The sequence below is a fragment of the Bermanella marisrubri genome, assembly GCF_012295615.1.
Classification (GTDB): domain Bacteria; phylum Pseudomonadota; class Gammaproteobacteria; order Pseudomonadales; family Oceanobacteraceae; genus Bermanella; species Bermanella marisrubri.
Genome location: NZ_CP051183.1, coordinates 734,250 through 760,214, shown reverse-complemented (window position 1 = coordinate 760,214; position 25,965 = coordinate 734,250). Strand labels below are relative to the sequence as shown.

Genomic DNA, 25,965 nt, shown 5'->3' with positions numbered 1-25,965 from the left:
TTAATTATGTCGACAGCGGAATCCGTCTAATACATATGACTTCCAGCGTTCATAAAACTTAAAATAGAATTCATCATTAGTAATGCGATAAACTGCCATCAACAAATTCAAATGTGTATCGTGATAACCCCATCTTGCGATGTTCGGAAACTCACCACAAGTATAATGAGTTAAATCATAAGCTGAGCGATCTCCTAAATCATATAAAGGAAGCATTCTTTTTAACGTAACTAGACCAGACTCAAATAATTGTTTTGCCTTTAAGCTAGAACCAATAACGGAATAATCATAAAGCCCCAGCAAAGAAAAAATAAATCCATTTAAGACATAACTAGCTGGTTCTGTTGGGTACTCTTCATAAAATGAATACTTAGTATCCCACAGTCTAAGTATTCCACCATCCTCTACATTAACACTATAAATTGAAAGCGCCTTCTCACATGCGTCAAGATAAGCTTTGTCCTTAGATTCATTATACATCCTAATTAGAAATGAAATTGCAAGACCCTGACCTAAACCTGATGCCCAACCGCTTTCCATGACTTCAGTACGCCCTTTGTAAAAAAGATGATCAAACTTAGAATCCCAGACACCATCCTCTCTTTGTTCATCAACAAACCAATTTGCGATATGAACGGCTTTCTCCCAATACTCTTTTGGTTTATCTGGAATATTATTCAAGGGAAGTGTTATATCTACAGCCCCCCTTAATTTTATACTTTTTATCTCAATAGATTCAGCTAAACATAAATAGTCATCTAAAGAGAGATACTGAACTTCATTAACAATTTTACTTTCACCATTATAAACACAATAACTTTTCTTGGTATCGATTTCATCTTCTTCAAAATACATCCGAAAGTCACCTTGCGGCATTACTTCCAAGTTTTTAATTGAAGCCCGGCCTTCTAAGATCAATGAATACCCAGTATCTAACGTACCTTTAACACAAATTTGAACCTTACCGTTATTTGAAGAAACATTAATATCAGAATCAGGCCCCATATACTTTTTTAACTCTATATCATCTGAATTTATATATTTCCCAAAAAGTTCTAAACCATAGTGAGCAATTGTTATTGGATAATAATACTCTCCCCATCGAAAAGTATTTTTAGGAATACCACAATCATCGAGTTTAACGATCTCCCAGCTTTCAACAGAAAGCTTGCTAAAATTTAAATAATCTCCATCAACAAAGTAATCATTAACATTTAAATTTGTTTTGCTATATGTCAAATCAGTTCCATTAAGAATTAAACCAAATTTTTCCTTGATTGCTTTAAGTTCAATATAAATATCACCATCACACTCTATACAATCAATTTTTTTATTAAATAATTTCATTTACAATTAATTACCAATATTGGGGTCAATTAGCCTCATTTCTAAAGCCAGTATTGGCTTAAGAGATCTAGCATTTCTGATCATAGATGACGCAGCTAATGATCTTTTCAAAAACTCGGTATCACTACTATTAACCTGCCGAATTAACTTAGCAATACCCAAATAATCTTCACCTTCAGCGAGCATTCCACTTGACTCATTTACAAACTCAGGAATTGCAGCTACAGCGTTAGTTATTGGAACCAAACCTGATGCCATTGCCTCGTCACGAGAAACTCCCTGAGTATCCATTCGCGATGGACATAAAAATATTCCATACTCCTTATGCAACTCTGAGATTTCAATCTGATTCAGAAAACGTCTTTCAATTATTACATTGTTAAATTTACGCAATGGCTCCAAAGTTTCATCAAACAATGGGCCATCCCCAATAAATCGAAACTCCAGCTCATCAAAAATTGACTCTTTACTAAGCTCTAACACAGCTTTGACAGCAAGATCATTGGCGTAAACCTTTGAGGCATAGGGTCTAATCGAAAGTATTTTTTTCCGTTGCTCTACAGGTTTTTCTTTATAGGAAAATAGATCAGTATCAATAGGGTTTGGAATAATAGAGTATTGACTTTTGTCTAAATCAACACCAAGGTCTTCCATCGCTGTAGATGCTAGGTAATTAGACACAAATACCATATGAAGGTTTTTATACTTTTGATTCAATACTGAACGCCAAAAATCTTGCTTCTTATCACTTATAGATTTAGCTTTTTGTAGTTGCTCTTCAGTTTCATATAAAAAAGCCCTGCGCTCATATGATTGAATATCAGCCCCATGTACCCAAACCGTTATTCTTGTATTGTGGACATGCTCCTTGAGCACATTCCATATGTTTTCATCTAGGAAGTGGACCAATATATGCTTGTAAGAGTTTATTGATAAGCTATGGGCTAGATAATCTGCACCACCCGTGGTGACATCAATGCCTTGAAACTCATGAAATGAAACCTCATGCTCCGGCTTAAAACGCCATACATCCACCGCGCATCCATGATCTCTATAGGCTTTTGCACGACTATGCACAAATCCATTTTTATATAAGTCTTCGTAACTTGGGTAATTGTTAGTTATCAGAAGTACATCTGAGTTTTGAATAACATCTACGGGAGTAGAAGGTTTATGCTCAAGATATAACTTTTTAATAGTAGCTTCACCACCAGCATAAATCCGCAATCCGAATTTTATATTTTTAGTCCCTACAGGAACATCTATAAGGTTATTTTTATTAGAGGCTTTCACGACGTGGGATAATCGCTGTCCATTTTCATCCAGAAAAAAGAGAACGAACTGAATATTTAAGCCCACCTCAGTTTCTAAGAAAAGATTTAGCTTTCCGTTATTAGCACCAAGGTCTTCTGGTTGAACTATTTTATTAGCATACCAGTATTCGTGCTTACCATCAGACAGTCCAGAAGTGAATTTAACCCCATTTGACATATTGCTAGCTTCTACATTTGTTTGAGCAGGCTTTGGAATCATTAGCATTAGTTCTTTAGCTTCAATTACTTGAAGTGAACTTACTTCAGATTTCACTAACTTTGTTCTTTCAGCTATTTTACTTAACTCTTTAAAACTAGAACCAAGATCAATATCCTTCTCTAATAATGTAATGCCTTTAGAAGCTGCATTTGACTCTCCGTTCATACAATAGCTAAATTCATCTATTGAAAAACCTTCACAGAGATAATGGCGCGTATAAAGAGTTTGCACTACTTCACTTAAAGAAACTGATGTGAACAAACTAGCTTTTGCAATACTACACCTAGCGGGAAGATCTTTAGATAATTTATAAGATTCCCCCTCTGATTTAAGGCTGATTTCACCATCTTGATTTTTGTAATATGATGCCTTACCAATTACTTCTTCGTTAGTATAACGAGTTGCTAAAATCAGATCAGTTAAATAATATTCATCGTAAAAGTCATTCAAAGCAAAGGTTGCAACCCAATCAGTTTCTGGAATTTCTGCTCTTGCTTGTGATTTACTTGAAACAGGTAGAAACTGCACATTAGTATCAGTAGATTTAAATTCTTCTTCCAGTCCAGCTGGAATTAATACTTGAAGCTTTTTATTACTATAATCTTGCCTATCGTATTGTTCATACAAGGATTCAAACTCCTCCATCGTTTTCACATAAGAAAACACATGAACAACCGGCAATAGGTTTTCTAGCTTAGTATTGGAAAGCTTAGAATAAATGTATGCCAACCTATCTTGATAGGTATGCTCCGAGAGTACTTTTCTGAGAGCTAACAACTTAAACTTCTTCAAATCTAAGCCTGATTGAACCAATCTATTTAAATCTGATACTATTTTCTCACCTGAGTCAGATGTAAATACCAGATCACCAAAAAGATTCCTTAGACCTTTCGAGAAGTTACTGACCGTAATTGTATTGCTTGCAAGTAATTCAAATACACGGCGAGCAAACATCGATTGAGACTGTTTGATAGAGTTAAGATTGATTGCAAAGTTATAACCCTTATATGCCTTATCAATTTCCTCAAACGGCAGAGTACCTACGATATATGGGCTGTATTCTGACGGAAACATATATTCAGGGTTCTCTTTACCATAGTTTCGATCATAAATTTCCAATGGTTTAAAACTTGGAAAAGAAACTAAGAAGTTTCCTAAGTCCTTTGTCCTTTCCGGGTACTTTTTGTAATATGCGCCAGCGAAACAAAATGCGTCCTTTCTTTGATACTTTTCTATAGGATTGTTATTTTTTGGTTGTGCAGCAAATGGTAGAAAATAAACATTTTCATGTTGAAGAGCTGATTTATAACGTGAAACGCAGTCAATATCGGTAGTGAAAATGTGGTCAAACAATCGAGCGCTATTCAAGAATGTTTCATAGTGAACTGGATCTTCTTTATTCCAAAACAAACTCGCAACTTTATTATCTCTGCACCACTGTGCAATTTGGATGATTTCTTGGCTCATATGGCCGACTTTTGCGCCCCATAAATCCAACTTACCCCTCCAAGCTGATTCTATAAATACCACATCTGGTTTAAACGATTCGAGCTCTGCTTTCCAATTTTGAGGTGTCAGACCAAAAAGATTGCACTCAGGCAGAAATGAGTTAAAAGTAAATTCATCCATAACAGACGCAACTTTTAGTCCTTTTAGCTTGTCTACAAGACTAATATTTTGATCATCTTTTAATACAGTTGTTTTTCCTTCAACACTATTTTCAATAGCGTTTTTTTGCTCAATCACCCTCTTAATCTTTACGCGTTTTTCAGTTCGTTTTGACTTTGACTCAGACATAAGGGCATATAAATCTTTAGGAAGTGAGAAAAAGTTTTTCCAGCTTTTAAAAGCAAAAATCAAAATATAACCCAATCTAAAAGAAAGGGTATTCTTAACCTTAACTATATTAATTCTTGCTTCAGACAAGTCGGATCTTATTTTTTCAATTTCAATGTCTTTTTCTATAATTCTTTTTTTCAACGAAAATATATCGCCAGCTAAATTACTAGCCTTAACCTGATTTGATTTAGATTCTAGTTCGATTAGGGAGTTTTGACTTATTTCCTTTATCAGTCTATCTTGAAGCTTAACGGCCTCTTCTAACTCTTTTTTTAACTTATCACGCTCTAACTTAAGATCAGAATTTTGACCTGTAACGCCTCTATACTTCAGCTGAGCACTCTTTAGAGATTCTTTAGTTTTTATCAAGTCTTGTGACAACAAATTATATTGATACTCTATATCTTCATTAGTTTTGCTCGCTTCAAGTAAGTCATCAATTTTCTTTTGTAATTGCTTTCTTGTTAGACCTTGATAAGAGTCAGAATTCCTAATTCTGGAGACCATTACAACGACTTCCCTCCTGAATTTACAAAATCTAGTGTAGGAACACTAAAATACTCACCGGTAAACTCTTTATGCTTAACCAAAATGCCAACAACATTTGTTTCTTGTATGGCTTCTTCTAAAGAAACCAAATGTACATTTTCTAAACCCACTAACGATTTGGGCAACGCATCTACATTCGGCTCGACTGCCAATATATTATAGCCTTTGGCCGCTAGCTTTTCGGTGATTTGTAACGCAGGACTTTCACGTAAATCATCAATATCGGGTTTGAACGCTAACCCCAAACACGCAATGGTGGGGTTCTCAATGTCCTTTACAGCTTCTTCTATTTTTTCCACTACCCAATTTGGCTTATAGTCATTTGTTTTGCGTGCTTGATGGATTATTTTTGCATCCTCAGGGTTTTGATTGACAATAAACCATGGGTCTACTGCGATACAGTGACCACCAACACCTGCTCCAGGTTGGAGGATATTGACGCGAGGGTGGCGATTCGCTAGCTCGATTAATTCCCATACATCAATGCCTTGCTTATCACAGATAAGCGATAATTCATTTGCAAATGCGATTTGAACATCACGGCTTGCATTTTCTGTCAGCTTTGCCATCTCAGCAGTGCGGGCATTTGTCGCTATACACTCGCCTTTCACAAATGTTTTATAGAGCGCTGTAGCTCGCTCTGTACTGGCTTCGTCTAACCCGCCAATTACACGGTCGTTTTCTTCTAGTTCACGAATAACATGGCCCGGCAATACTCGCTCTGGACAATGGGCTATAAATATATCAACTTCGTTGTCTGCATTAACACCGGATACTTTTAGATCTGGACGAACTTCGGCGATCCAAGCCGCCATTTTTTCTGTCGCACCTACTGGAGAAGTAGATTCTAAAATAACCAAGTCGCCAGTTTTTAGTACTTTAGCAACGGCTTTAGAAGCAGCCTCTATGTAATCTAAATTGGGGGTGTGATCTTCGCCTTTAAAAGGGGTTGGTACTGCGATCAAAAATGCATCGGCCTCTTGTGGCTCTAAGTAGGCTTTTAGCAACCCTTTTTCCACATCCTGCTTGACCATATCCTCAAGACCAGGCTCGACGATATGGATTTTTCCCTCATTAATTGTATTAACGGCGTGCTCATTTACGTCGACACCAATCACTTCAATACCTTTGGAAGCGATGACTGCTGCGGTCGGCAAACCGATATAACCTAAACCAATTACGGATATTTTTTTGAACATGTTAAGCACCTACTACTTCTTGAGCTATTTCTTCGACATGAGTTTTTTCAACAAACAATGCATCTATTATATGTTTGCACGCATGGCCATCACCATATGGATTATGGGCGTAGGACATCTCTAAATAATCATCTTGATTGTCTAGTAGACGCGTAATCTCATTAACAATGACATCTTGATTTGTACCGACTAACTTTACAGTACCAGCTGTTACGGCTTCTGGTCGCTCGGTGGTATCACGCATAACCAATACAGGTTTACCCAATGACGGTGCTTCTTCTTGTATACCGCCGGAATCAGTCAGGATAATTGCAGCTTTTTTCATCAATGCAACAAAAGGCAGGTAGTCTAGTGGCTCAATTAAATGGACATTTTTCACACCTTTTAAAATACGATCTACTGGCTCTCGTACATTCGGGTTAAGATGAACAGGATAGACCACCTCTACATCATCCCTTTGGGCTAGCTCACGAATAGAATGGCAGATATTGTCAAAGCTTTGACCAAAGTTTTCACGACGATGACCTGTTACTAAGATCATTCGCTTAGAATTGTCTAACTTGGGTAATAATGATTCTACATGCTCATGCAGAGATTCATCTTGATCGATTTTCTTAGCCACCCACAACAAAGCGTCAATAACCGTATTACCTGTTATATGAATGTTGCTCTCGGCAATACCTTCGTTTACCAAGTTCGCTTTAGATACTTCTGTTGGGGCGAAGTGATGTTGCGCCAATGCACCTGTAAGCTTGCGGTTACCTTCTTCAGGCCACGGGCTATAAATATTTTGAGTTCGCAGCCCTGCCTCTACATGACCAACAGGTATTTTTTGGTAATAAGCGGCGAGTGTCGCAGCAAGAGTTGTAGCCGTATCCCCATGGACAAATATTGAATCCGGCTTAACTTCTGCAATCACATCCTTAAGCTTCGATAATATTGAAACTGTGACGTCAGTCAGGTCTTGGCCTTTCTTCATTATGTTAAGATCAAAGTCTGGTTTAATATCAAAGATATTAAGAACTTGATCAAGCATTTCGCGATGTTGTGCGGTCACACACACCACAGGCTCTATTCTTGGGTCTTTTTGCATGGCCAATACAAGCGGACACATCTTAATGGCTTCTGGTCTTGTGCCGAATACTAGTAGTACTTTCATATATTTAACTCCGTTTAAATATTACTTTTTAGTTTTTTCATAAATGCGCTTACAGAATATTTTTCTATTAAATATTGATAATCAACATTGGGTTTATCTTTATTTAAAGCGTCTTTTGCTTCTTGCGCATTGCTAACCTGAATTACAAACTCACTTAGAGCGCTCTTCTTTTTATAATTCGTTATATCGATGACTTTTTGGTTACAAGCAATCAACTCCAGCATTCGACGGCTAAACATAGTTCCCAATCCATCGATTGAATTCACATTTAAGTGCGCGGCCCCCGCTTGGTAGAACGGTTTTGATCTTTCATAATCAAACGACGGTTCAATTTTCAAGCCCTTATGTTTTTGCCAACCTGACTTGGCACCATCAAATCGGTCAAATATAACTACGCTTTTTTTACCTATACCTTCAATAGCCCAGTCCAAGCGTTCGGCCCTATCTGGGTATTCTTGCTCATAATACCCACCACAAAATAGTGTTTTCCCGTCAAATTGATGAGATACATCAGTCGGCTCGGGATTATGTAGTTCAGGCTGAAAGAAAAAACTCTGTTGCAGTACCTTTTTCGCGTCTGTCTCTTTTTGATAGCGAGGAACCATATTGCTATCTGTGGTCAGTACGACATCGAACTTCGACACTTGATGTTTAAATCTTTCAAAACAGACCGGGTCTTCTTTATTCCAGAAGACTGTAGGAATCCTTTTAATTCGACACAAAGTAGTTAGCCAATGCATATGATCAAGCGAACTGGTTACATCACCATAAGAGGCTACTTTTCGCTTCCATGAATTCTTATAGCCCAGCCACGCTGATTCAACCAATACAAGGTCTAAACCTTTTAGTAAAACCTGTAGTGGATACACCCTTTTTTCTAGGTTAACAACTTCAACTCCCTGTTCTAGCTCCAAACAGTATCGAGTAAATTCATCCGCAATCAAACCTATTCGCATACTAAAGCGCGACCACCACAGCTGCTGATACCGCTACTTGATATAGAATCTGTGTAATGTCTTTCGTTAACTGTAATGATTTCACATCAGGCTTTGCCAGTACGAATATCTCATCACCGGGTGCGATAACATCTTCGTCGGATAGATCAGAGTTCACGTCCACAAAAGAGCCATTTGGTTTCATTATTAAAATGTTGGCATCATCTATATCGGCAGTAGTACCTCCGGCTTTTCCGATATACTCTTCGACGTCCAGGTCTGCGTTGTAAGTAATCGCTGTTGGGAACAATACTTCCCCGTGGATCATGACCAAGCTGGTTTTGCTCGGTATGACGACTTTATCCCCTTGTTGGAGAATGACTTCGTTAGGATTATATCCGTCGGCCAATAGAACTTGCCCTCTTGGTTCGACTTGTTTGGCTTTATCAATCCATTTTAGAATCGTCTCGGCTTCTGCAGCTCTCAGTTTTGCTGCTTCTGTGGTTTCTGATCGAGCGGTTAAGACGCTTTGCTCTAATGATTGTAACGATGCCATTAGCATGTCTTTTTGTCGCTTCGCGACAGACTCTCTATATAATTGAATTGCGTTTTTGTTGGATAACGCAGAGTATTCAACCTTGCCCAATAAATCGGCTAGAGTCGCCCCCCAAGGAACAACCATTTCGAATTCAGAGTCATGCTCACCAATCACTTCCACACTGATACTTTTTGCACGCAGTTGCGATGATACTTTCACACTTGAACCAGCCCGTAGCGTAACACCTGCAGTATCACCAATACGATATTGCTTTGCCTTTACCTCTTTCATTCCTTCGCTATTGTGAGGTTCCACTATGGTAATGTGTGTTGCTGAGTCTTTGATCGCAACCGCTGACAACACACTCTTTAAAGATGTTTGATTACCAATAACTTCGTATCGACCTTCAAAACCTACTTCACCCGTAATGGTAATATCACCAACCTTGGGTGAAACAAAGATAACATCACCATCTTGCAGCTGAATATTGGGTAATCGGCCTTGCTCAATAAACTGATATAAATCGATTTTGGTTTGTGTTTTCCCATTTCGCTTTACTTCAATATCGCGATAACTGCCCATCTGCTCTCGGATACCCCCTGCTTTATCAATAAAGGCGAGTATGGAATCAGCACTTTGTCCTTCATATAAACCAGGGTTATTCACCATACCACTAAGGAATACTTTAACGGTCTGGCTAGACATCAAGGTCACATAGGCTTCTACATTCGATTTATAAACACGTTTAATGGACTTTAAAACAACCTTGTTCAGATCCGCATTATTAACGCCTTGTACTTTCACCGGCCCTACTTTGGGAATGAATATATTGCCTTGTGCATCAACCTTGGTTTCATTCTGATAGTCAATTCCGCCCCATAGCTGCACTAGCAAGCTATCTCCTTGACTGATGCGATAAGCAGGGTTAATACCACTAAACGCTGTGCGAGCAAAAGCGCCGGTAAACAACCAGTTAGCAAAAACATCCCCTTTCGCCTGGCTTTGTATTGCGTTAGATTGATGAGATTCTTGATCTTTCTGGATATCAATTGCATGGGTTTGCGTAAAAACAAATAACCCTATAATTAACAAAATGTTACTTATGTATTTATTCATTAAACTGTTAATCCTTGTGTTCTTTAATAATCGTCCATACTAGGCGACCCAAAAAATAGATAAGCAATAGTGAAACAAACCAAGTGACGATGCTGTATATACGTCTTGGATATTTATCTTCTTGCGGTTGACGTGGGTGCTGTATGACCAGTAAGTGCTTTAACTTGCGATAAGCATCGGAACGAACTGTTTCCATACCGGAAAGTGCAGATTGATACATGGCGGCTGCAAGTTCAGTATTTAATTTAATTTCTTGATACTGTGCATTCACCTTATTCAATGAGACTTGATCTTCCGAAGTAAGCTTTGCTTTCTCTTCCGATAGCTGTTGCTTTAGTGAAGAGATTAAGTTCTTTTGACTTCTCACTTCTGCTGCGTCGTCATGCATGACACTCTGCATTTCCTTTAACTTTGCTTCCGCTTGTATTACTTCACTCTGCAGTGTGCCAATGGCAGTCAGAAGTGCGCTACCTTGTTGCTCTGGGCTATACAATTGATTACTGTTCTGGAAGGTAAGCAGGCGTTGCTGCTGAACTTTCATATTATTATGTAATCGCTCAACCTCTTTTTTTGCATAAATTAGCTGTTCTTGGGCCATTTTATCGCCAAGCGTATTAATAAAAGCTTCGCTTTGCTGTAGTACTTCCTGACCAAGCAGAAGGGCAAAATCATTGGTATAGGCTTGCACTTCGATATATAAAATATCGGATAGCTCGTCATGACGGACAGTTATTCGGTTTTTATAAAACTCTACGTATTCTTCGATGGTGGCGTCTTTAGATAGGCGACTGAAGAAATCCCATTCTGAGTTTGCATAGTGTTCCTTTAATGCGATTTTCTCATCAAGCTTGATCGCCATCTCTCTCGATAAAACATACTCTTTTATTATCAGTGCATCACGAGAAGAGGAAGACGTGGTAGCAATAGCAGCGATTCCCATTAATGCCGCTTCGTTACTGCCAGCTTGCTTTACAACAAACTGAGTCTCACTGACATATCTTGGGCTGGCTACTATGCCGTAATACGTAACAACTAAGAGTGATGCTAGTAATACAATGGCAAATGAACCTAGTTTCGCCCAAGCAATATATGCGGCCTTACGTGTACTGACATAGGCTTTACTATCCACAAAAAATTGTTTTGGATCGCGTTGTAGCTTACGCGCTTTGCGCTGAAAACTACTAAGCTGCTTAGCTGGCTCTGACATAGGTTTCCTCGTAGGAATGTATGGCTTCTTCTAGGTCGGAGAAAAAGACGAGTGTCTGGTCTTTGATAAGGATGCCTGATTGACAGTGTTTCCTTAATTCGCCCATTGAATGGCTCACCATAATGAGTTTGGTACTTTCAAACTTTTCTTTTAATACTGCTTGGCTTTTTTTACGGAAATTGGCATCCCCTACAGCACCAAGTTCGTCGATAAGTAATACATCGAAATCAAAATCAAACCCCATGGTTAAACCAAAGGTGACGCGAGATTTCATACCGCTTGAATAGGTCTTTACAGGCTCATCAAAATAAGCACCTATTTCAGCGAATTCAGCTACTTTCTCTTCTATTTCCTTTGTATCTTTAATACCGTGTATACGCGCGACAAAGCGTGCATTTTCTCGCCCTGTCATACTGCCTTGCAGTCCACCTTGTAAACCTAATGGCCAAGATATTTTTTTGTCGCTCAATATGGCCCCTTGGCTTGGATAATCGGCACCACCTAACATGCGAATTAAAGTTGATTTGCCAACGCCGTTTGGGCCAAGCACGGCAATATTCACATCGGTGGGAATGGCCAAATTAACGTTTTTAAGTACATAGCGACGGCCTTGCTTGGTTGGGTAGTATTTGCTCAGGTTGTCGAATTTAATCATGAGGTAATAAACCTCACTCTATTAACTCGATACAACATGACACCCAGAACATTAAACGCAAGTGCTACCAATGCCAGATAGCCCAAATCCCCTACCGGTGTTTCATAGCTTGCAAAAAAGGCAGTTCGACTTAATTCCATAGCATGGAATACAGGGTTCCAAGAAAATAGATACCAAAATTTGGCAGGAATCATAGTTGCCGTATATAAAATGCCTGAAATAAAAAACATTGGCATCATAACCATGCTCAGTAATTTGGTGGCGTCTTGCCAGTAACTAACAGCGCTATTCATACATAGCGCTATTCCAAATCCCATTGCCAAAAGTAAAAGTGATACCGTAATCAGCATTAGCAAGTCTTGCGGTACAACCTCAAACCCTAACCAAAACATAACCGCTAAGATAATCAGGTACACAATGAAAAATGTGGCCAACTCAATAATGAAACGGGTAATAATAGGATCGATCGGGCTGACTTGGCGGTAAGCGAACAAGGCTTTGTTTGCGTTAATGCCTGACGACAACTGGTTAACTACCTTGCTAAAGCTTTTAAATGGCATCACTCCTGAAATCAAGAATAACGCGACAGGAACGCCAGCAAGACTGTTTCGCCCAATGAGCGTAAACAAAATAGCAATAATGGATGCTTGCGCTGCAGGCTCAGCAATCGCCCAAAAATAACCAAGCTTGGAGTTACCAAAACGCGTCTTCAGTTCACGCATCAGTAACGCGTGGACCGTATCTCTCATAATGTGTAAAGAGGAGCGCTTCATACAATTCCATTTGTTTACGAGTGACTTCCTTTAGATCTTTGTTACTTTGAATAGTTTGCAACCAAGTAAAGGTTTTGTGATCGGATTGGCATTATAGTTTCATTTTGTTACAGATCAATTGATCAGTGACGAAAATGAACACAATTTTGTGACAGAAAGAGAAATGACATTTTACTTGTAAGATATGTCTTACACTGCTGATTAACAATCAATCAAATGAGTATAAAAAATACTCTTACCAATACTTTCATACTAGAAAATTACTATCGCATAGATTGCTTTACGTACAATTTAAATTGATATTTTTGAAGTCTTTGTTTCTTCAAGACGCACCGGAATTGTTCAGACGCAATAATTATTGCACCATTTCTTTCGGTGCTGTCATTATCACAGCCGGTTGTTTTTTAATCGACTCACCTCTTCCAACTCCATAATAAATAAAACCAAGCTGTTTCATTTTTTGTGGTGAGTATAAGTTTCTGCCATCGACAATGATCGGGTAATTTAAGCTTTGCTGAATCAATTCGAAGTTGGGACTTCGGAACTCCTTCCACTCGGTGACAATTACGAGTGCATCTGCAGCGATCAGTGCATCTTCTTTTTTGTCAGTGAGAGTAAGCTCTTCTTGATCTCCATATATATTGCCAACCTCAGCTCTAGCCTGAGGATCATATGCTTGGACAGCAACCCCCGCTTCCAATAACGCGTTAATAAGCACCAAGCTCGTTGCTTCACGAGTGTCATCGGTCTCTGGCTTAAAGCTTAAACCCCACAACGCAATAGTCCGACCGACTAAGTCACCATTGAATACCTGATGTAATTTATTGAATAGCACTTGCTTTTGTTTTTGGTTAACGCGATCTACTGCTTTCAAAATCTTCGCATCGTAACTGACCTGTCGCGACGTATTTAACAAAGCATTGATGTCTTTAGGGAAGCAAGACCCCCCGTAGCCACAACCAGGATATATAAAGTGATAGCCAATGCGTGGATCACTACCGATCCCTTGGCGGACACTTTCGATATCGGCACCAAGTTTTTCTGCTAAGTTAGCCATCTCATTCATAAAGCTGATTTTTGTTGCCAGCATGCAATTCGCTGCATACTTGGTCAGCTCCGCGCTTCGTATATCCATTTGAATTATCTTTTCATGATTACGATTAAAGTGTTCGTAAATCTCACGCATGATGTTAGCGGCTTTGTCCGATTCAACTCCAATCACGATACGATCAGGACGCTGACAATCTGCAACCGCTGCACCTTCCTTCAAAAACTCAGGGTTCGAAACCACATCAAATTCGCAAATTACATTTCGAGACTTCAATTGTTCGCGGACTACTGACTTTACTCTTGCACCAGTGCCTACGGGTACAGTGCTTTTATTAATAATGACTTTATACTCATTCATGTACTGAGCGATGGTTTCTGCAACCTTGAGCACATGCTGCAAATCTGCCGAACCATCTTCGTCCGGTGGAGTACCTACCGCTATAAAAATGGCAGTGGCATGCTGAATGGCTTCTTCTGCATCAATGGTAAATGTCAGCAATCCTTTAGAGAGTCCCTGCTTCACCAAAACATCAAGACCTGGCTCGTATATTGGGATCAAACCGCGATTTAAAGCATCTACCTTTCGTGGATTTATATCGACGCACGTTACGTCATGACCTACTTCGGATAGTACAGCTGCTTGCACAAGTCCGACGTAACCACCACCAAAAATAGATATCTTCATATCATGCCCTCACAAATCATTGAATCGCTGACTAATGTTGAGAGTCAATCTAGGGGAGACCTATTACAGTTCTATGCAGTGCATCTGACAATTTGATTACGGAGAGTAATCCTTGAAACGAAAAAGCCCGCTATATGAGCGGGCTTTAAGGGAATAGGAAGACTACTTAGTATATTTAAACGTTTACTTAGTCTTCTTTGCAGTCGACTTTTTAGCAGTTGTCTTTTTCGCTGTGGTTTTCTTAGCGGTAGACTTTTTAGCAGTCGTCTTCTTAGCTGTTGTTTTCTTTGCAGTAGACTTTTTCGCAGTTGTCTTTTTAGCCGTGGTTTTCTTAGCGGTAGACTTTTTAGCGGTTGTCTTTTTAGCAGTCGTTTTCTTAGCTGTAGACTTTTTCGCAGTTGTCTTTTTAGCCGTGGTTTTCTTGGCTGTCGACTTTTTAGCGGTTGTCTTCTTCGCAGTAGACTTTTTAGCCGTCGCTTCTTCATCCGTGGACTTTTTAGCCGCAGACTTCTTCGCTGCCGTTTTCTTAGCAGTAGACTTTTTAGCTGTGGTTTTCTTAGCTGGCGCTTCTTTCTTCGCCGCTTTTTTCACTACAGGCTCAGCTTTTTTGTCTAGCGCATCCACAGGACGCACGCCGCTTTTCACAAATTCTTCAAGCTCTTTCATACGCTTGATTTGAGCGTTGTCTAAACGGCCGATTTTGTGAAGATTTTGCAGACGCTTTAGTTCTTTGCGTGACTCAGCAATTTGCTTCTTAAGCTCTTTCTTCTGCTCTAGCTCTTGCTTGAGTTTTTCTTGCTCTTCCTTGTAGCGGGCTTCACGCTCTTCTTGCTGCTTGATTAATTCTTGCTGTAAACGCTTACGCTCTTCTTCACGTTTCGCGCGCTCTTTTGCACGTTCTTCTTCACGCTTCGCTAATTCAGCTTCGCGTTTCTTACGTGCTTCTTCTTTGCGCTTCTGCTCCTCAGGATCAATCTGAGAAGTTTCAGGCTGCTTGTCCTCAGCGGCTGCGGCTTCCGTTGGCTCTTCAGCAGGTGCTGAACCCAATAGGGCTTCTAATGCTGCAATCTGATCAACAATATTTTCTTCGTTCTGTTCTTGCTGTTCTTGCTGCTTTATGAGCTTTTTGTAGGAAGGGCGTTTTTTAGACGCTTTGGAACGCTTACCAGGTTTAGCCATGAATCAGTTGCTCTCTCCCGAAGGTAGAAATAAAAAATAAAAGGTATGTGTACAAATCGCGCGCCATTATACTCATCTTCGAGCAATAGGCCAAAACTAATACAGTTAAAAAGGCTTTTCAGGGCATTTTTTCTATAAAATCCGCTTTATTGTTGAACAATTAATCGGTTTTTGGGGCGTGTTGGCGATTTTACTCACTATTTATCTGATTGAGTGTAGTGAGATATCGGCTAAAAACGATCAAATATTAGTCAAAAATTTCGATAGAATCATAGCCTAATCGAGATCGGAGCTCGTCACTCAATGCATCCATGACCTGTTTTATACGGACTGTCGCATTAAAATGAGTCATCTGGCTCATGGCCATACCGGCATAGCCGCATGGATTGATACGCTGAAAAGGTTCAAGGTCCATATCCACATTAAGTGCTAGCCCATGATAGCTGAAGCCTTTGCGAATACGCAGACCTAAGGAAGCGATTTTGCTTTCCATACCTCTTTCAACAACATATACACCAGGCGCATCAGATTTTGGATAAGCCTCAATATCATATCTTTTTAAGAGAGATACCAAGCTCTGCTCAATGGCATCCACTAACTGTCGAGGACCCAAACCCAAACGCTTAATATCCAAAAGAAAATAGGCCGTTATCTGGCCCGGACCATGGTAAGTCACTTGCCCGCCACGGTCGGTCTGAACAACAGGGATGTCACCGGGGAATAATACATGCTCTGGTTTGCCAGCTTGTCCCTGTGTGTAAACAGGCTGGTGTTCAAGCAACCAGATTTCATCAGAGGTATGCTCTGTACGCTGCTCTACGAAGTCTTTCATAGCCTGCCAAGTGGGCTCATAAAGGACTTTGTCGCCTAGCAATCGTACTTTGAGCTTCATGACTACAATACCATTTTGATTCGCTCATGCTTCATTAAGTCTTCGTGAAGCTGCTTAAGCTGTTCTGGACTTTGCGCTGTAATAAACAGCGTCAATGAGGTAAAACGCCCTTTGCTGGAGTGATTGATTTTGATGCGCTCTGCATCAAATCCTGGCGCATGAATCTCGACAATTTCAGTCACTATTTGTTGGTAATCATCGCCGCCTTCACCCAGTATTTTTACTGGATAATCTGGACACGGAAATTCAATCTTCGCAGGATCTGCTTTTTTAGCCATAGTGCTTTATCGGTTTTGATAGAATGAGTCGCCATAATGGCGACCCATTTGTGTTTTTCAATGGTTTAGCTTGCGTTAGCTAAATAAAGAATAGAAGAAAAGCTTGATATAGTCCCAGATTCTCGCAAAGAAACCGGCTTCCTCGATGTTCTCCAATGCGATCAATGGCTTATCCATCAACACCTTATCATCAAGGCTGACTTTGATGCGGCCAAATTCCATACCCTCCAATACGGGTGCTTTGATCACCTCATCTATTGTGAATTCAACATCAAGATTGCCTTTCTGGCCACGAGGGATGGTGATATAGGCCCCTTCTTTTACGCCTAAATTCAACGTCTCTTGCTGGCCTAGCCATACATCTGTAGTTTGCAAAGACTCTTTGGACTCATATAAACGATGGCTTTCAAAATAACGGAAGCCGTAGGTCAGTAATTTATTCGACTCGCGAGCCCGCGCGCGCTCTGAATTTGCTCCCATCACCACGGCGATCAGGCGCATGTCTTCATCTTGAGCACTAGAAACCAAACAATAGCCGGCTTCTTCTGTGTGACCAGTTTTTAAACCGTCGACCTTGTCATTCCAGAACAATAGTCGGTTGCGATTAGTTTGCTCAATGTTGTTGTATTTAAACTTTTTCTCACTGTAAATCGGATAATGCTGTTTGTGATTAAAAATTATGGCACGAGCCAGTGTCGCCATATCTCGTGCAGAACTGTGGTGCCCTTCCGATGGTAAGCCAGTGGCATTCTTGAATTGGGAATTAGTCATACCAAGCGACACGGCATATTGATTCATAATATCCGCAAATGATGACTCTGTACCGCTTATATGTTCTGCCATAGCAATACTGGCGTCGTTACCACTCTGAATTATGATACCACGTAGCAGATCCTCTACCGGAACCGTAGTCCCTTCGCGAATAAACATACGCGAGCCTTCAGCCTTCCAAGCTTTTACACTGACGCGTACCTTTTCATCAAGCGCAATATTCCCATACGATAACTCTTCAAAGGCAATAAAAGCTGTCATTAATTTGGTTAGGCTCGCTGGGGGCAATACCTTATCAGCATTATGCTCGACCAAAACTTCTCCACTATTGGCATCCATTAAAATGTAAGAAGATGCGGCTAATGAAGGTGGTTTGGGAATAATACTGGGAGCAGAAAACGTAACAGTAGAAAATAAAAACAAGAAACTGGCTATTAGAACACGCATGGCATCAACACAATGATTAAATGAAAGATTTTATTGTATCCATGTAAGACGAGATTGTTAAGGAAAGGTTCCGACTTAGTCCAAGATGATGCCATTAAATAGGGCGTTCTTGTGCAACACTTCTTGCACGCTGGCTAAACGATGAGGAGCAATTGGACCAATTCGGACTTTATGCAGCCCCTTTTGTTCATCAGCATCTATGTATACAGGTTCTTTTAGCAACGCTGATAGATGCGACTGTAGATCTAGTGCTCGGTCTTTTTTAGATAAAGCCGCCACCTGTAAGTGCTGATAGTCTTCTGGTAGTAGTGGCGGTGCCACCAAGTCAACTTTGACCTTTGCAGTACCTCTTTTATCAAAACCCAGTCGAACAGCTGCCGCGTAAGATAAATCAATTAAACGATCATCATGAAACGGGCCGCGATCGTTCACGCGCACGATTAACGATTTTCCATTTTCTAGATTGGTGACTTGAACAAAACTGGGTAAAGGCAAGGATTTGTGAGCCGCACTGAACTGATAAACATCAAACACTTCGCCATTGCTGGTTTCATAGCCATGAAACTTTTGTCCATACCAGGATGCAATGCCCTCAGCTGAATAATCCTTTATATATTTATCCACATAATAGGTTTTACCCCAAACTTCGTACTGGTCGGCGTTACCTCTTGGGCTGAGTGGCTCAGACACCGCTTGAACCGGCGGCAAACTTTGAATCTTACTACGGTATAGTGCGGCTTTTTCAGGAAGAGTATCACGAGCCATATGATAGCGAGACGTGCTACAAGCAGAAAGCAGCATTGGAATTAGGATAAAACACACTAATGTGCGCATGTACATGTCTCGCTTGTGAGCTATCTTAGTTTTAATTAGCTTTTTCCGTAGGCGTTTTTAATTTCTTGGCTTAATTCATAAACCGCACGCGCATACAAACGCGAGCGATTGTAGCGAGTGATCACATAAAAGTTTTTATACGCCAACCAATATTGCTGACCATTCTCTGTCTCATATCGAAACAATGCCGCTTCTCGACTAGAAACATCCTTAGGCACGTTAACGCCGCGTTGTTTCCAGACGTCAAAGTCGCCACCTAAACTCAAGGTCTCATTTGCGTACTTGTCGGCTTCTGAATTATTGAGCGTCACTTCAGAGGCAATAGGCTCACCCGTTTGCCAATGATAACGCTTGAAGTAGTAGGCTACGCTAGCAATGGCATCGTCTACATTATTCCAAATATCTTTTTTACCATCACCATCATAGTCTCTTGCGTAACTAATATAGCTTGACGGAATGAACTGACCCAAGCCCATGGCACCCGCGTATGATCCCATTAATTCAGTCGCCTCTAAATCATTCTCACGAACCATAAGTAAAAAGTTTTTCAACTCTCTATAAAAAAGCGAACGTTTGGGATAATCAAACGCCAATGTGGATAACGCATCAATCACTCGGTAACTACCCGTAATTCTGCCGTAATATGTTTCTACACCAATGATGGCAGCAATTAGCTCACGAGGAACACCATATTGCACTTCTACTTTATCAAAAGTTTCCTTGTGATCCTGAAGGAACTTTACACCTAAATTGATACGATTAGGTTTTAGAAAAATCTCACGATATTCATACCATGCTTTGGTTCGTTCAGCAGGGCGAGAAATAGCATCCAAAATGCCTTGTTTTTTTTCGGCTTGCGACAAGATAGCTCGCAGATCTTGCTCGTTATAGTCGTGCTCACTCACCATTTCTTGAATGAATGGCTCGTACTTTGGGTGCTCGGTATAACGCTCTGCATCGGCACTAAAGCTACTAAAGAGAAGAATGAAACTGGCGGATAACACTGGAAACCTCATTTAAACCTATACTCATTATAAAGTGACAAGAGAGCAGTCATTTACACTCGCCGATGCATATACACCGACATAATGACGCCGAAAGCCGCCATCAAGGTAACAATGGACGTGCCACCATAACTAATTAATGGCAATGGCACACCCACCACAGGCAGAATACCACTAACCATACCAATATTTACAAACACGTAAATGAAAAAGGTCACAATAAGAGCACCGGCAAATAACCGATCAAACGTGTCGCGACCCCTTGAAGCCATATATAAGCCTCGCATGACGATGGCACCGTATAGCAACAATAGTAAGACGACGCCAATCAGTCCTTGTTCCTCAGCAAATACAGCAATGATGAAATCCGTATGACGCTCGGGTAAAAACTCTAGCTGAGATTGCGTGCCTTCTAAGTAACCCTTTCCTTCAATTCCGCCTGAGCCAATAGCGGTTTTGCTTTGAATGATATTCCATCCTGCGCCTAACGGATCACTTTCTGGATCTAAAAAGGTTAAAACCCGCTGCTTTTGATAGTCGTGCATGACGAACAACCACATCATAGGAAAGATCACTAGTGCTGCACCGGCCGCTCCAAGAATGTAGCGCCAACTCAAACCAGCGAAGAGAAGAACCAACAAACCAGCAGCCGCAATTAATAACGATGTCCCCAAGTCAGGCTGTCGCATAACAAGAAATGTTGGAATAAAGACTATCAATAAAGTGACCACGATATGTTTGAAGCTGGGTGGCAATAATTTACTGGCTAGGTACCAAGCCACCATCATGGGCATGACCAATTTCATAAGCTCAGAGGGCTGAAAGCGAAATAATCCAAATACACTTAACCATCGTTGAGCACCTTTAGCCCCAACCCCAACCAAAAGAACCAGCAGCAAGGCGATAACCACAGCAGTAAATGCCCATGGTGCAAACATTTGAAACCAAAGCGGATGAAACTGAGCAACGACAAACATGATGAATAAGCCTAAGCCGAAATACACCATTTGCCGGTAAACCATGGATAGATTTTCGCCACTGGCGCTATATAGCACAAACAGACTTGTGCTCATCAGCATGAGCAGCAATACCAATAGCGGTAAATCGATATGTAAGCTTTGCCAGATAGAGCGTTTTTGAGCCCCCATATCTAGCGTTCTAGTAAAATCACCGGCCATCACTGGCTCCTACAATTCCCAAGGACTCGGGGCGTTTAGGCTGATTCAATAAGTATTCGTCCATCACTTTAATCGCAATAGGCGCTGCGGTACGGCCAGCACTCTCACCATTTTCTACAATCACCGCGACGGCAATCTTGGGGTCTTCCACAGGAGCAAATGCCATATATAACGCATGGTCCCTTTGTCTTTCTTCCAATGCCTCAGAATCATACTCTGCATCTTGATCAATCCCTACTACTTGAGCGGTACCCGTTTTAGAGGCGACGCGATAAGATAAACGAGATTCTAAATTTCGTGCCGTGCCGAGATAGTGAGTAATAACCCCCTCCATAGCTCGATTCATGCGATCCCAATTTGCGGGATCAGTTATGATAACGTCTTCGGGTTTTTCAGTTTCTTCTAACACATTACCATCGACGCTATAAACCAATTTTGATCGATGCCATTTCCCCTTGGCTGCATAGACGCTGGTTGCTTGCGCTAGCTGCAAAGGCGTCGTCAGCATAAATCCCTGGCCCAAGGCAAGGTTTAACGTATCACCCGCATACCAAGAACGTCCACGATGATGACGCTTCCAATCACGAGTTGGGAGTAATGCCGACAATTCATTTTGCACATCCACTGACGTGCGCTGACCAAAACCAAACTTTTCTAAAAAAGGCTGGAGACGATCAATACCCGTGCGAAAAGCCATTTCGTAATAATACGTATCGCAACTTTGGATAATCGCATCGCGTAAATCAATGGCTTCACCATGACCGCTACGCTTCCAATCACGATAAACTCGAGGGTCGTTTTCCAACATGTACCAGCCCGGATCAGCAATGGTCTCTTGCCAATCCGTCACACCAGCCTCTAAAAACGCCAGACCAAGAAAGGGTTTCATTGTAGAGCCAGGTGGATACTGACCGCGAGTTGCTCGATCAAAGAGTGGCGTATCTAGATCATCTCGCAATGCATTATATTTTTTATAGCTGATGCCATTGACGAACAAATTTGGATCAAAACTAGGCGTTGAAACCATAGCCAAAACGCCTCCAGTTTTTGGATCCATTGCCACCAATGAACCTCTGCGCCCTTCAAAGGCATCCATGGCAACTTTCTGTAAATTGACATCTAGGTTTAAGATTAAATTTTTGCCCGGAACGGGATCTTCGCGCTCAAGTACATTCAAAATTCGTCCTTGTGCATTGGTTTCGACTTTTTGTAAACCGACTTGACCATGTAATTGATCCTCATAATATCGCTCGATACCAATCTTACCCACTCGTTTGGTCGCCTTATACTGGGCCGAATCCAAACGTTGCTTGTCCCGCTCATTCATATGCCCGACATAGCCAAGAACATGTGCAAAATATTTACCCTGGGGATAATGACGCACCAATTCCGCCTCTACTTGGATGCCCGGCAAGAAATTGGAATTCACCATCAAGCGGGCGATTTCCTCTTCACTTAGCTGATGCTTTAACGTGATCGCCTCATAAGGTCGGCGCCATTGATCAATACGTTTTTCAAAGTTCTCAAGCTCACGTTCACTCAAACCAACCAACTGATCGACAAGCTTTAAGCTGTAATCGAGATTTTCCACGCGTTCGGGAACCACAGTGAGGCTGTGACTTGGTAGATTTTCGGCCAGTAGCACGCCATTTCGGTCAAATATTAACCCGCGGATAGGCGGAACGGGTTCAATTTGCACTCGATTTTTTTCAGATTTGCCTGCGTAAAGTTCGTATTCACTTACTTGCAGGAACAGCATGCGTCCAGCGAGCACCAACAGCATAACGAATACGAAAAAAGAGACTAAGGCCGCCCTTTTAACGAAAATTTCTTTTTCGATATTTGCGTCTTTTAAGGAAAAACTCATTAACGAGCCAATATGTTGTAGGGAGTCGCTCGGTATCGTTTAATTAGCAACCAAGTTTCCCCCGTTGGAAATTTGTGTTTATCCCTTCAGTATATGAGTTTTTTTATTAAAAAACAGGGCTTTAGAAGCTCTTTGCTCTGAGAGAGAAAATCCGATGTCGCTACTTATGATATGGGTGGTTATTCATCACCGTCCAAGCACGATAGATTTGTTCTGCTAATAATATTCGAACCAAAGGGTGAGGCAATGTGAGAGGACTTAGCGACCACTTTTGTTTGGCTTGTGCAACGCATTCTGGCGACAACCCATCAGGACCGCCAACAATAAGATCCACGTCTTGTCCCTGCATACGCCAGTTTTCTAATTGTTCTGCCAGTTGCTCAGTACTCCAAGGCTTGCCCTTTACTTCCAAGGCGACGCAGTGATTGCGACTATCCATGGCTGCCAACATCGACTGCCCTTCTTTTTCGATAGCTTTAGCAACGCCTTGATTTTTACCCCTAGGACCGAGCGGCAGCTCAACCAGTTCTAAACGACAATCATTTGGCAAGCGCTTGGCGTATTCTTGGTAGCCCTCTTGAACCCAAGCGGGCATTTTTCCACCAACGGCAATTAATCGAATTTTCATAGATTCAATGATTTGCCTGATTATTGTACTTGTCGATCTGACTCGGGATCACCCCAAAGATGCTCAAGATCATAATATTCACGGGCCTGCGTTGTCATAACATGAACCACCACATCACCCAAATCAATGAGCACCCAATCTGAGTTACCACGTCCCTCGCTACCAATTGGATTAATGCCATGATCTTTGATCTTATCGGCTACGTGATCCGCCACTGCTTGGACGTGGCGGTTAGATGTACCACTAGCGATAATCATGCTGTCAGTAACACTGGTACGCCCAGTAACATCAATGACATTAATGTCTTGGGCTTTCATATCTTCAAGTAAATCAATTACGACGTTATTCAATGCTGATGCATCCATTAGATTAAGATTCTCGGTATAGACCTAGTGTATTGATGTATTTTAAAACAGATGGCGGCACCAGGTCAGCCACTGATTGATGATTTTTTAGTCGACAACGCACATCTGTCGATGAAATGTCCACAGGAGTCAACTCCAACTCCAAAGCCGCACCAAACGCACAGGCTTTAAAATCCTTCGTATCCTGCATCCACCGGCAAGGCCAAGATGATAGATTAGGGCGAGATTCGTGAGCACGACGTACAACAATCACGTTTGCTAATTCAAACAGCGAGCGCCAGTTATGCCATGAGGTGAGTTGATCTGCTGTATCACTGCCCATAACCCATGCGATATGCGCATCTGGACCTAACTCGGAACGCAAATCTTTGAGCGTATCAATAGTATAAGTGGCGCCTTCTCTCCGGGTTTCACGTCCATCCGCCAGCAACCATGGTTCTTCAGCGAGGGCTTGCTCTAACATGGCCAAGCGATGTGTCGAGTGGGTTAACGCCCCGCCTTTGTGATAAGCATCGCCACATGGTACAAGATGAACCTGTTGATATCCCATTTGCTGCGCAACATCCCGCGCACTAATAATATGACCAAAGTGAACCGGATCAAATGTGCCACCAAACGCTACAAATTCGCTCATAGCGTTACTGACGGATGTGCCCGTCACCCAATACGATCCATTTTTGTGAGGTTAATCCCTCTAAACCTACCGGGCCGCGAGCATGTATTTTATCCGTACTGATACCGATCTCAGCGCCCAAGCCATATTCAAAGCCATCGGCGAAACGGGTAGACGCATTAACCATCACTGAACTTGAATCCACTTGTCGCAAGAAATCACGAGCCTTACTGTAATTTTCAGTAATGATGCTATCGGTATGGTGAGAACCATATCGGTTAATGTGGGCAATGGCTTCATCCATATCGGCAACCACTTTAATTGATAGTACGGGTGCTAAGTACTCAGTGGCCCAATCTTCTTCAGTAGCGGCATTAATATCACCCAAGATTGCCATGGTTTTTTCGCAACCGCGAAGTTCAACACCAATATCACTGTAAGCTGCATCAAGTTGCGGCAGGATTTTTTCCGCGATGGCTTCATTGACAAGCAGAGTTTCCATAGTGTTGCAGGTACCGTAGCGATGGGTTTTTGCATTAATCGCAATATTAACCCCCTTTGAAACATCAGCGTCACTATCAATATAAACATGACAAATACCGTCAAGATGCTTGATAACCGTCACTTTCGCATCTGCACTGATGCGTTCGATGAGGCTTTTGCCACCGCGAGGCACAACCACATCGACAGTCTCTGTCATGGTTATTAGCTCGCCGACAGCGGCACGGTCTGTGGTTTCGATAACCTGTACCACGGTTTCTGGCAAATCGGCTTTGGCAAGGCCTTGTTTAATACAGGCTGCCAAGGCTTGATTCGATTCGATCGCCTCACTACCACCGCGCAGAATGGCGGCATTGCCAGACTTCAGACAAAGACTTGCAGCTTCAATGGTTACATTAGGGCGCGACTCGTAAATAATGCCAATTACTCCGAGCGGAACACGCATCTTTCCCACTTGGATGCCGCTCGGGCGATAATCTAAATCCGTCATGCCGCCTACGGGATCTGGTAATGCTGCAACCTGTTTTAGACCTTCAATCATGCCATCAATGCGCGCAGGCGTAAGCTCCAAACGATCCAACAAAGCTGCATCTAAACCATTGTCTTTTCCTTTGGCCATGTCTTTTGCGTTTGCGCTGGCCAGAGCCTCACGGTGTTCATGAATGGCTTCAGCGATCGCTAGCAAGGCTGTATTCTTAGTGCCAGAGTTCGCTTTCGCGATGTGTGAGGATGCCTGCTTTGCTGCATCCCCGACTGATTGCATATACGCAATGACGTCCATTGAGTTACCTTTTTACGGCCAAACCTTGAGAAAAACCCATTA

At 41.5% G+C, this 25,965-nt stretch carries 22 protein-coding genes; all 22 read right to left on the bottom strand.

Translation table 11 applies throughout. The features are described from left to right. The 22 genes from HF888_RS03430 to HF888_RS03325 all read right to left on the bottom strand — a co-directional run bounded on the left by HF888_RS03430 (position 1) and on the right by HF888_RS03325 (position 25,923). Positions 1-1,347, bottom strand: coding sequence for a D-glucuronyl C5-epimerase family protein (locus HF888_RS03430; RefSeq protein WP_007018841.1), 1,347 nt, complete (start codon positions 1,345-1,347; stop codon positions 1-3). 6 nt (positions 1,348-1,353) lie between these two features. Further along, a complete protein-coding gene (locus HF888_RS03425) occupies positions 1,354-5,226 on the bottom strand; it encodes a glycosyltransferase (RefSeq protein ID WP_007018842.1) in 3,873 nt (1,290 codons plus the stop codon). After that, entirely contained in the window at positions 5,226-6,467 is a 1,242-nt protein-coding gene (wecC, locus tag HF888_RS03420) for a UDP-N-acetyl-D-mannosamine dehydrogenase (protein ID WP_007018843.1), read from the bottom strand. Before wecC ends, HF888_RS03425 begins: the two co-directional genes overlap by 1 nt. Position 6,468: 1 nt before the next feature. Beyond that, entirely contained in the window at positions 6,469-7,626 is a 1,158-nt protein-coding gene (gene wecB, locus HF888_RS03415; protein WP_007018844.1) for a non-hydrolyzing UDP-N-acetylglucosamine 2-epimerase, read from the bottom strand. A 14-nt stretch (positions 7,627-7,640) separates the two neighbouring features. Then, complete coding sequence (locus tag HF888_RS03410) at positions 7,641-8,570, bottom strand: CgeB family protein (RefSeq protein ID WP_133308522.1); 930 nt, start codon at positions 8,568-8,570, stop codon at positions 7,641-7,643. A gap of 13 nt (positions 8,571-8,583) precedes the next feature. Next, positions 8,584-10,215, bottom strand: a complete 1,632-nt coding sequence (locus tag HF888_RS03405; RefSeq protein ID WP_007018846.1) for a polysaccharide biosynthesis/export family protein — start codon at positions 10,213-10,215, stop codon at positions 8,584-8,586. Positions 10,216-10,222: 7 nt separating this feature from the next. Continuing rightward, positions 10,223-11,422 (bottom strand): KpsE/RkpR family capsule polysaccharide export protein, encoded by a 1,200-nt coding sequence (locus HF888_RS03400; protein WP_007018847.1) that lies wholly within the window; start codon positions 11,420-11,422, stop codon positions 10,223-10,225. Then, positions 11,406-12,077: an ABC transporter ATP-binding protein gene (locus HF888_RS03395; RefSeq protein ID WP_007018848.1), complete on the bottom strand. Its 672-nt coding sequence runs from the start codon at positions 12,075-12,077 to the stop codon at positions 11,406-11,408. The genes HF888_RS03400 and HF888_RS03395 overlap by 17 nt, the downstream gene beginning before the upstream one ends. Continuing rightward, positions 12,074-12,850, bottom strand: coding sequence for an ABC transporter permease (locus HF888_RS03390; protein WP_007018849.1), 777 nt, complete (start codon positions 12,848-12,850; stop codon positions 12,074-12,076). The genes HF888_RS03395 and HF888_RS03390 overlap by 4 nt, the downstream gene beginning before the upstream one ends. Positions 12,851-13,205: 355 nt before the next feature. Beyond that, positions 13,206-14,585 (bottom strand): UDP-glucose dehydrogenase family protein, encoded by a 1,380-nt coding sequence (locus HF888_RS03385; protein ID WP_007018850.1) that lies wholly within the window; start codon positions 14,583-14,585, stop codon positions 13,206-13,208. 183 nt (positions 14,586-14,768) lie between these two features. Continuing rightward, positions 14,769-15,764, bottom strand: a complete 996-nt coding sequence (locus tag HF888_RS16530; RefSeq protein ID WP_007018851.1) for a histone H1-like repetitive region-containing protein — start codon at positions 15,762-15,764, stop codon at positions 14,769-14,771. 247 nt (positions 15,765-16,011) lie between these two features. Further along, positions 16,012-16,656, bottom strand: a complete 645-nt coding sequence (lipB, locus tag HF888_RS03375) for a lipoyl(octanoyl) transferase LipB (RefSeq protein WP_007018852.1) — start codon at positions 16,654-16,656, stop codon at positions 16,012-16,014. A gap of 2 nt (positions 16,657-16,658) precedes the next feature. Continuing rightward, the gene (locus tag HF888_RS03370; RefSeq protein WP_007018853.1) at positions 16,659-16,934 is read right to left on the bottom strand and encodes an HP0495 family protein; all 276 of its coding nucleotides are present in this window, start codon (positions 16,932-16,934) and stop codon (positions 16,659-16,661) included. Positions 16,935-17,009: 75 nt separating this feature from the next. Further along, on the bottom strand, positions 17,010-18,152 hold the full coding sequence (locus HF888_RS03365) for a D-alanyl-D-alanine carboxypeptidase family protein (RefSeq protein ID WP_007018854.1): 1,143 nt from the start codon (positions 18,150-18,152) through the stop codon (positions 17,010-17,012). A gap of 75 nt (positions 18,153-18,227) precedes the next feature. Further along, entirely contained in the window at positions 18,228-18,986 is a 759-nt protein-coding gene (locus HF888_RS03360) for a septal ring lytic transglycosylase RlpA family protein (protein ID WP_007018855.1), read from the bottom strand. A 35-nt stretch (positions 18,987-19,021) separates the two neighbouring features. Beyond that, complete coding sequence (gene mltB, locus HF888_RS03355) at positions 19,022-19,990, bottom strand: lytic murein transglycosylase B (RefSeq protein ID WP_007018856.1); 969 nt, start codon at positions 19,988-19,990, stop codon at positions 19,022-19,024. Positions 19,991-20,043: 53 nt separating this feature from the next. Continuing rightward, on the bottom strand, positions 20,044-21,168 hold the full coding sequence (gene rodA / locus HF888_RS03350) for a rod shape-determining protein RodA (protein ID WP_007018857.1): 1,125 nt from the start codon (positions 21,166-21,168) through the stop codon (positions 20,044-20,046). Further along, the gene (gene mrdA / locus HF888_RS03345; RefSeq protein WP_007018858.1) at positions 21,158-23,035 is read right to left on the bottom strand and encodes a penicillin-binding protein 2; all 1,878 of its coding nucleotides are present in this window, start codon (positions 23,033-23,035) and stop codon (positions 21,158-21,160) included. The genes rodA and mrdA overlap by 11 nt, the downstream gene beginning before the upstream one ends. Positions 23,036-23,195: 160 nt before the next feature. After that, positions 23,196-23,663: a 23S rRNA (pseudouridine(1915)-N(3))-methyltransferase RlmH gene (rlmH, locus tag HF888_RS03340; protein WP_007018859.1), complete on the bottom strand. Its 468-nt coding sequence runs from the start codon at positions 23,661-23,663 to the stop codon at positions 23,196-23,198. A gap of 20 nt (positions 23,664-23,683) precedes the next feature. Next, positions 23,684-24,028 (bottom strand): ribosome silencing factor, encoded by a 345-nt coding sequence (gene rsfS, locus HF888_RS03335; RefSeq protein ID WP_007018860.1) that lies wholly within the window; start codon positions 24,026-24,028, stop codon positions 23,684-23,686. A 4-nt stretch (positions 24,029-24,032) separates the two neighbouring features. Then, positions 24,033-24,662 carry a nicotinate-nucleotide adenylyltransferase gene (nadD, locus tag HF888_RS03330; RefSeq protein ID WP_007018861.1) on the bottom strand — a complete coding sequence of 210 codons (630 nt, stop codon included), beginning with the start codon at positions 24,660-24,662 and terminating at the stop codon, positions 24,033-24,035. Positions 24,663-24,666: 4 nt separating this feature from the next. Beyond that, positions 24,667-25,923, bottom strand: coding sequence for a glutamate-5-semialdehyde dehydrogenase (locus tag HF888_RS03325; protein ID WP_007018862.1), 1,257 nt, complete (start codon positions 25,921-25,923; stop codon positions 24,667-24,669). Positions 25,924-25,965: the final 42 nt, after the last annotated feature.

Bases quoted from the DNA above. Each gene is read 5' to 3' on its own strand.
- HF888_RS03430 (WP_007018841.1), bottom strand. From the start codon at position 1,347: ATGAAATTATTTAATAAAAAAATTGATTGTATAGAGTGTGATGGTGAT.
- HF888_RS03425 (WP_007018842.1), bottom strand. From the start codon at position 5,226: ATGGTCTCCAGAATTAGGAATTCTGACTCTTATCAAGGTCTAACAAGA.
- wecC (WP_007018843.1), bottom strand. From the start codon at position 6,467: ATGTTCAAAAAAATATCCGTAATTGGTTTAGGTTATATCGGTTTGCCG.
- wecB (WP_007018844.1), bottom strand. From the start codon at position 7,626: ATGAAAGTACTACTAGTATTCGGCACAAGACCAGAAGCCATTAAGATG.
- HF888_RS03405 (WP_007018846.1), bottom strand. From the start codon at position 10,215: ATGAATAAATACATAAGTAACATTTTGTTAATTATAGGGTTATTTGTT.
- HF888_RS03400 (WP_007018847.1), bottom strand. From the start codon at position 11,422: ATGTCAGAGCCAGCTAAGCAGCTTAGTAGTTTTCAGCGCAAAGCGCGT.
- HF888_RS03395 (WP_007018848.1), bottom strand. From the start codon at position 12,077: ATGATTAAATTCGACAACCTGAGCAAATACTACCCAACCAAGCAAGGC.
- HF888_RS03390 (WP_007018849.1), bottom strand. From the start codon at position 12,850: ATGAAGCGCTCCTCTTTACACATTATGAGAGATACGGTCCACGCGTTA.
- HF888_RS03385 (WP_007018850.1), bottom strand. From the start codon at position 14,585: ATGAAGATATCTATTTTTGGTGGTGGTTACGTCGGACTTGTGCAAGCA.
- HF888_RS16530 (WP_007018851.1), bottom strand. From the start codon at position 15,764: ATGGCTAAACCTGGTAAGCGTTCCAAAGCGTCTAAAAAACGCCCTTCC.
- lipB (WP_007018852.1), bottom strand. From the start codon at position 16,656: ATGAAGCTCAAAGTACGATTGCTAGGCGACAAAGTCCTTTATGAGCCC.
- HF888_RS03370 (WP_007018853.1), bottom strand. From the start codon at position 16,934: ATGGCTAAAAAAGCAGATCCTGCGAAGATTGAATTTCCGTGTCCAGAT.
- HF888_RS03365 (WP_007018854.1), bottom strand. From the start codon at position 18,152: ATGCGTGTTCTAATAGCCAGTTTCTTGTTTTTATTTTCTACTGTTACG.
- HF888_RS03360 (WP_007018855.1), bottom strand. From the start codon at position 18,986: ATGCGCACATTAGTGTGTTTTATCCTAATTCCAATGCTGCTTTCTGCT.
- rodA (WP_007018857.1), bottom strand. From the start codon at position 21,168: ATGGCCGGTGATTTTACTAGAACGCTAGATATGGGGGCTCAAAAACGC.
- mrdA (WP_007018858.1), bottom strand. From the start codon at position 23,035: ATGAGTTTTTCCTTAAAAGACGCAAATATCGAAAAAGAAATTTTCGTT.
- rlmH (WP_007018859.1), bottom strand. From the start codon at position 23,663: ATGAAAATTCGATTAATTGCCGTTGGTGGAAAAATGCCCGCTTGGGTT.
- rsfS (WP_007018860.1), bottom strand. From the start codon at position 24,028: ATGGATGCATCAGCATTGAATAACGTCGTAATTGATTTACTTGAAGAT.
- nadD (WP_007018861.1), bottom strand. From the start codon at position 24,662: ATGAGCGAATTTGTAGCGTTTGGTGGCACATTTGATCCGGTTCACTTT.
- HF888_RS03325 (WP_007018862.1), bottom strand. From the start codon at position 25,923: ATGGACGTCATTGCGTATATGCAATCAGTCGGGGATGCAGCAAAGCAG.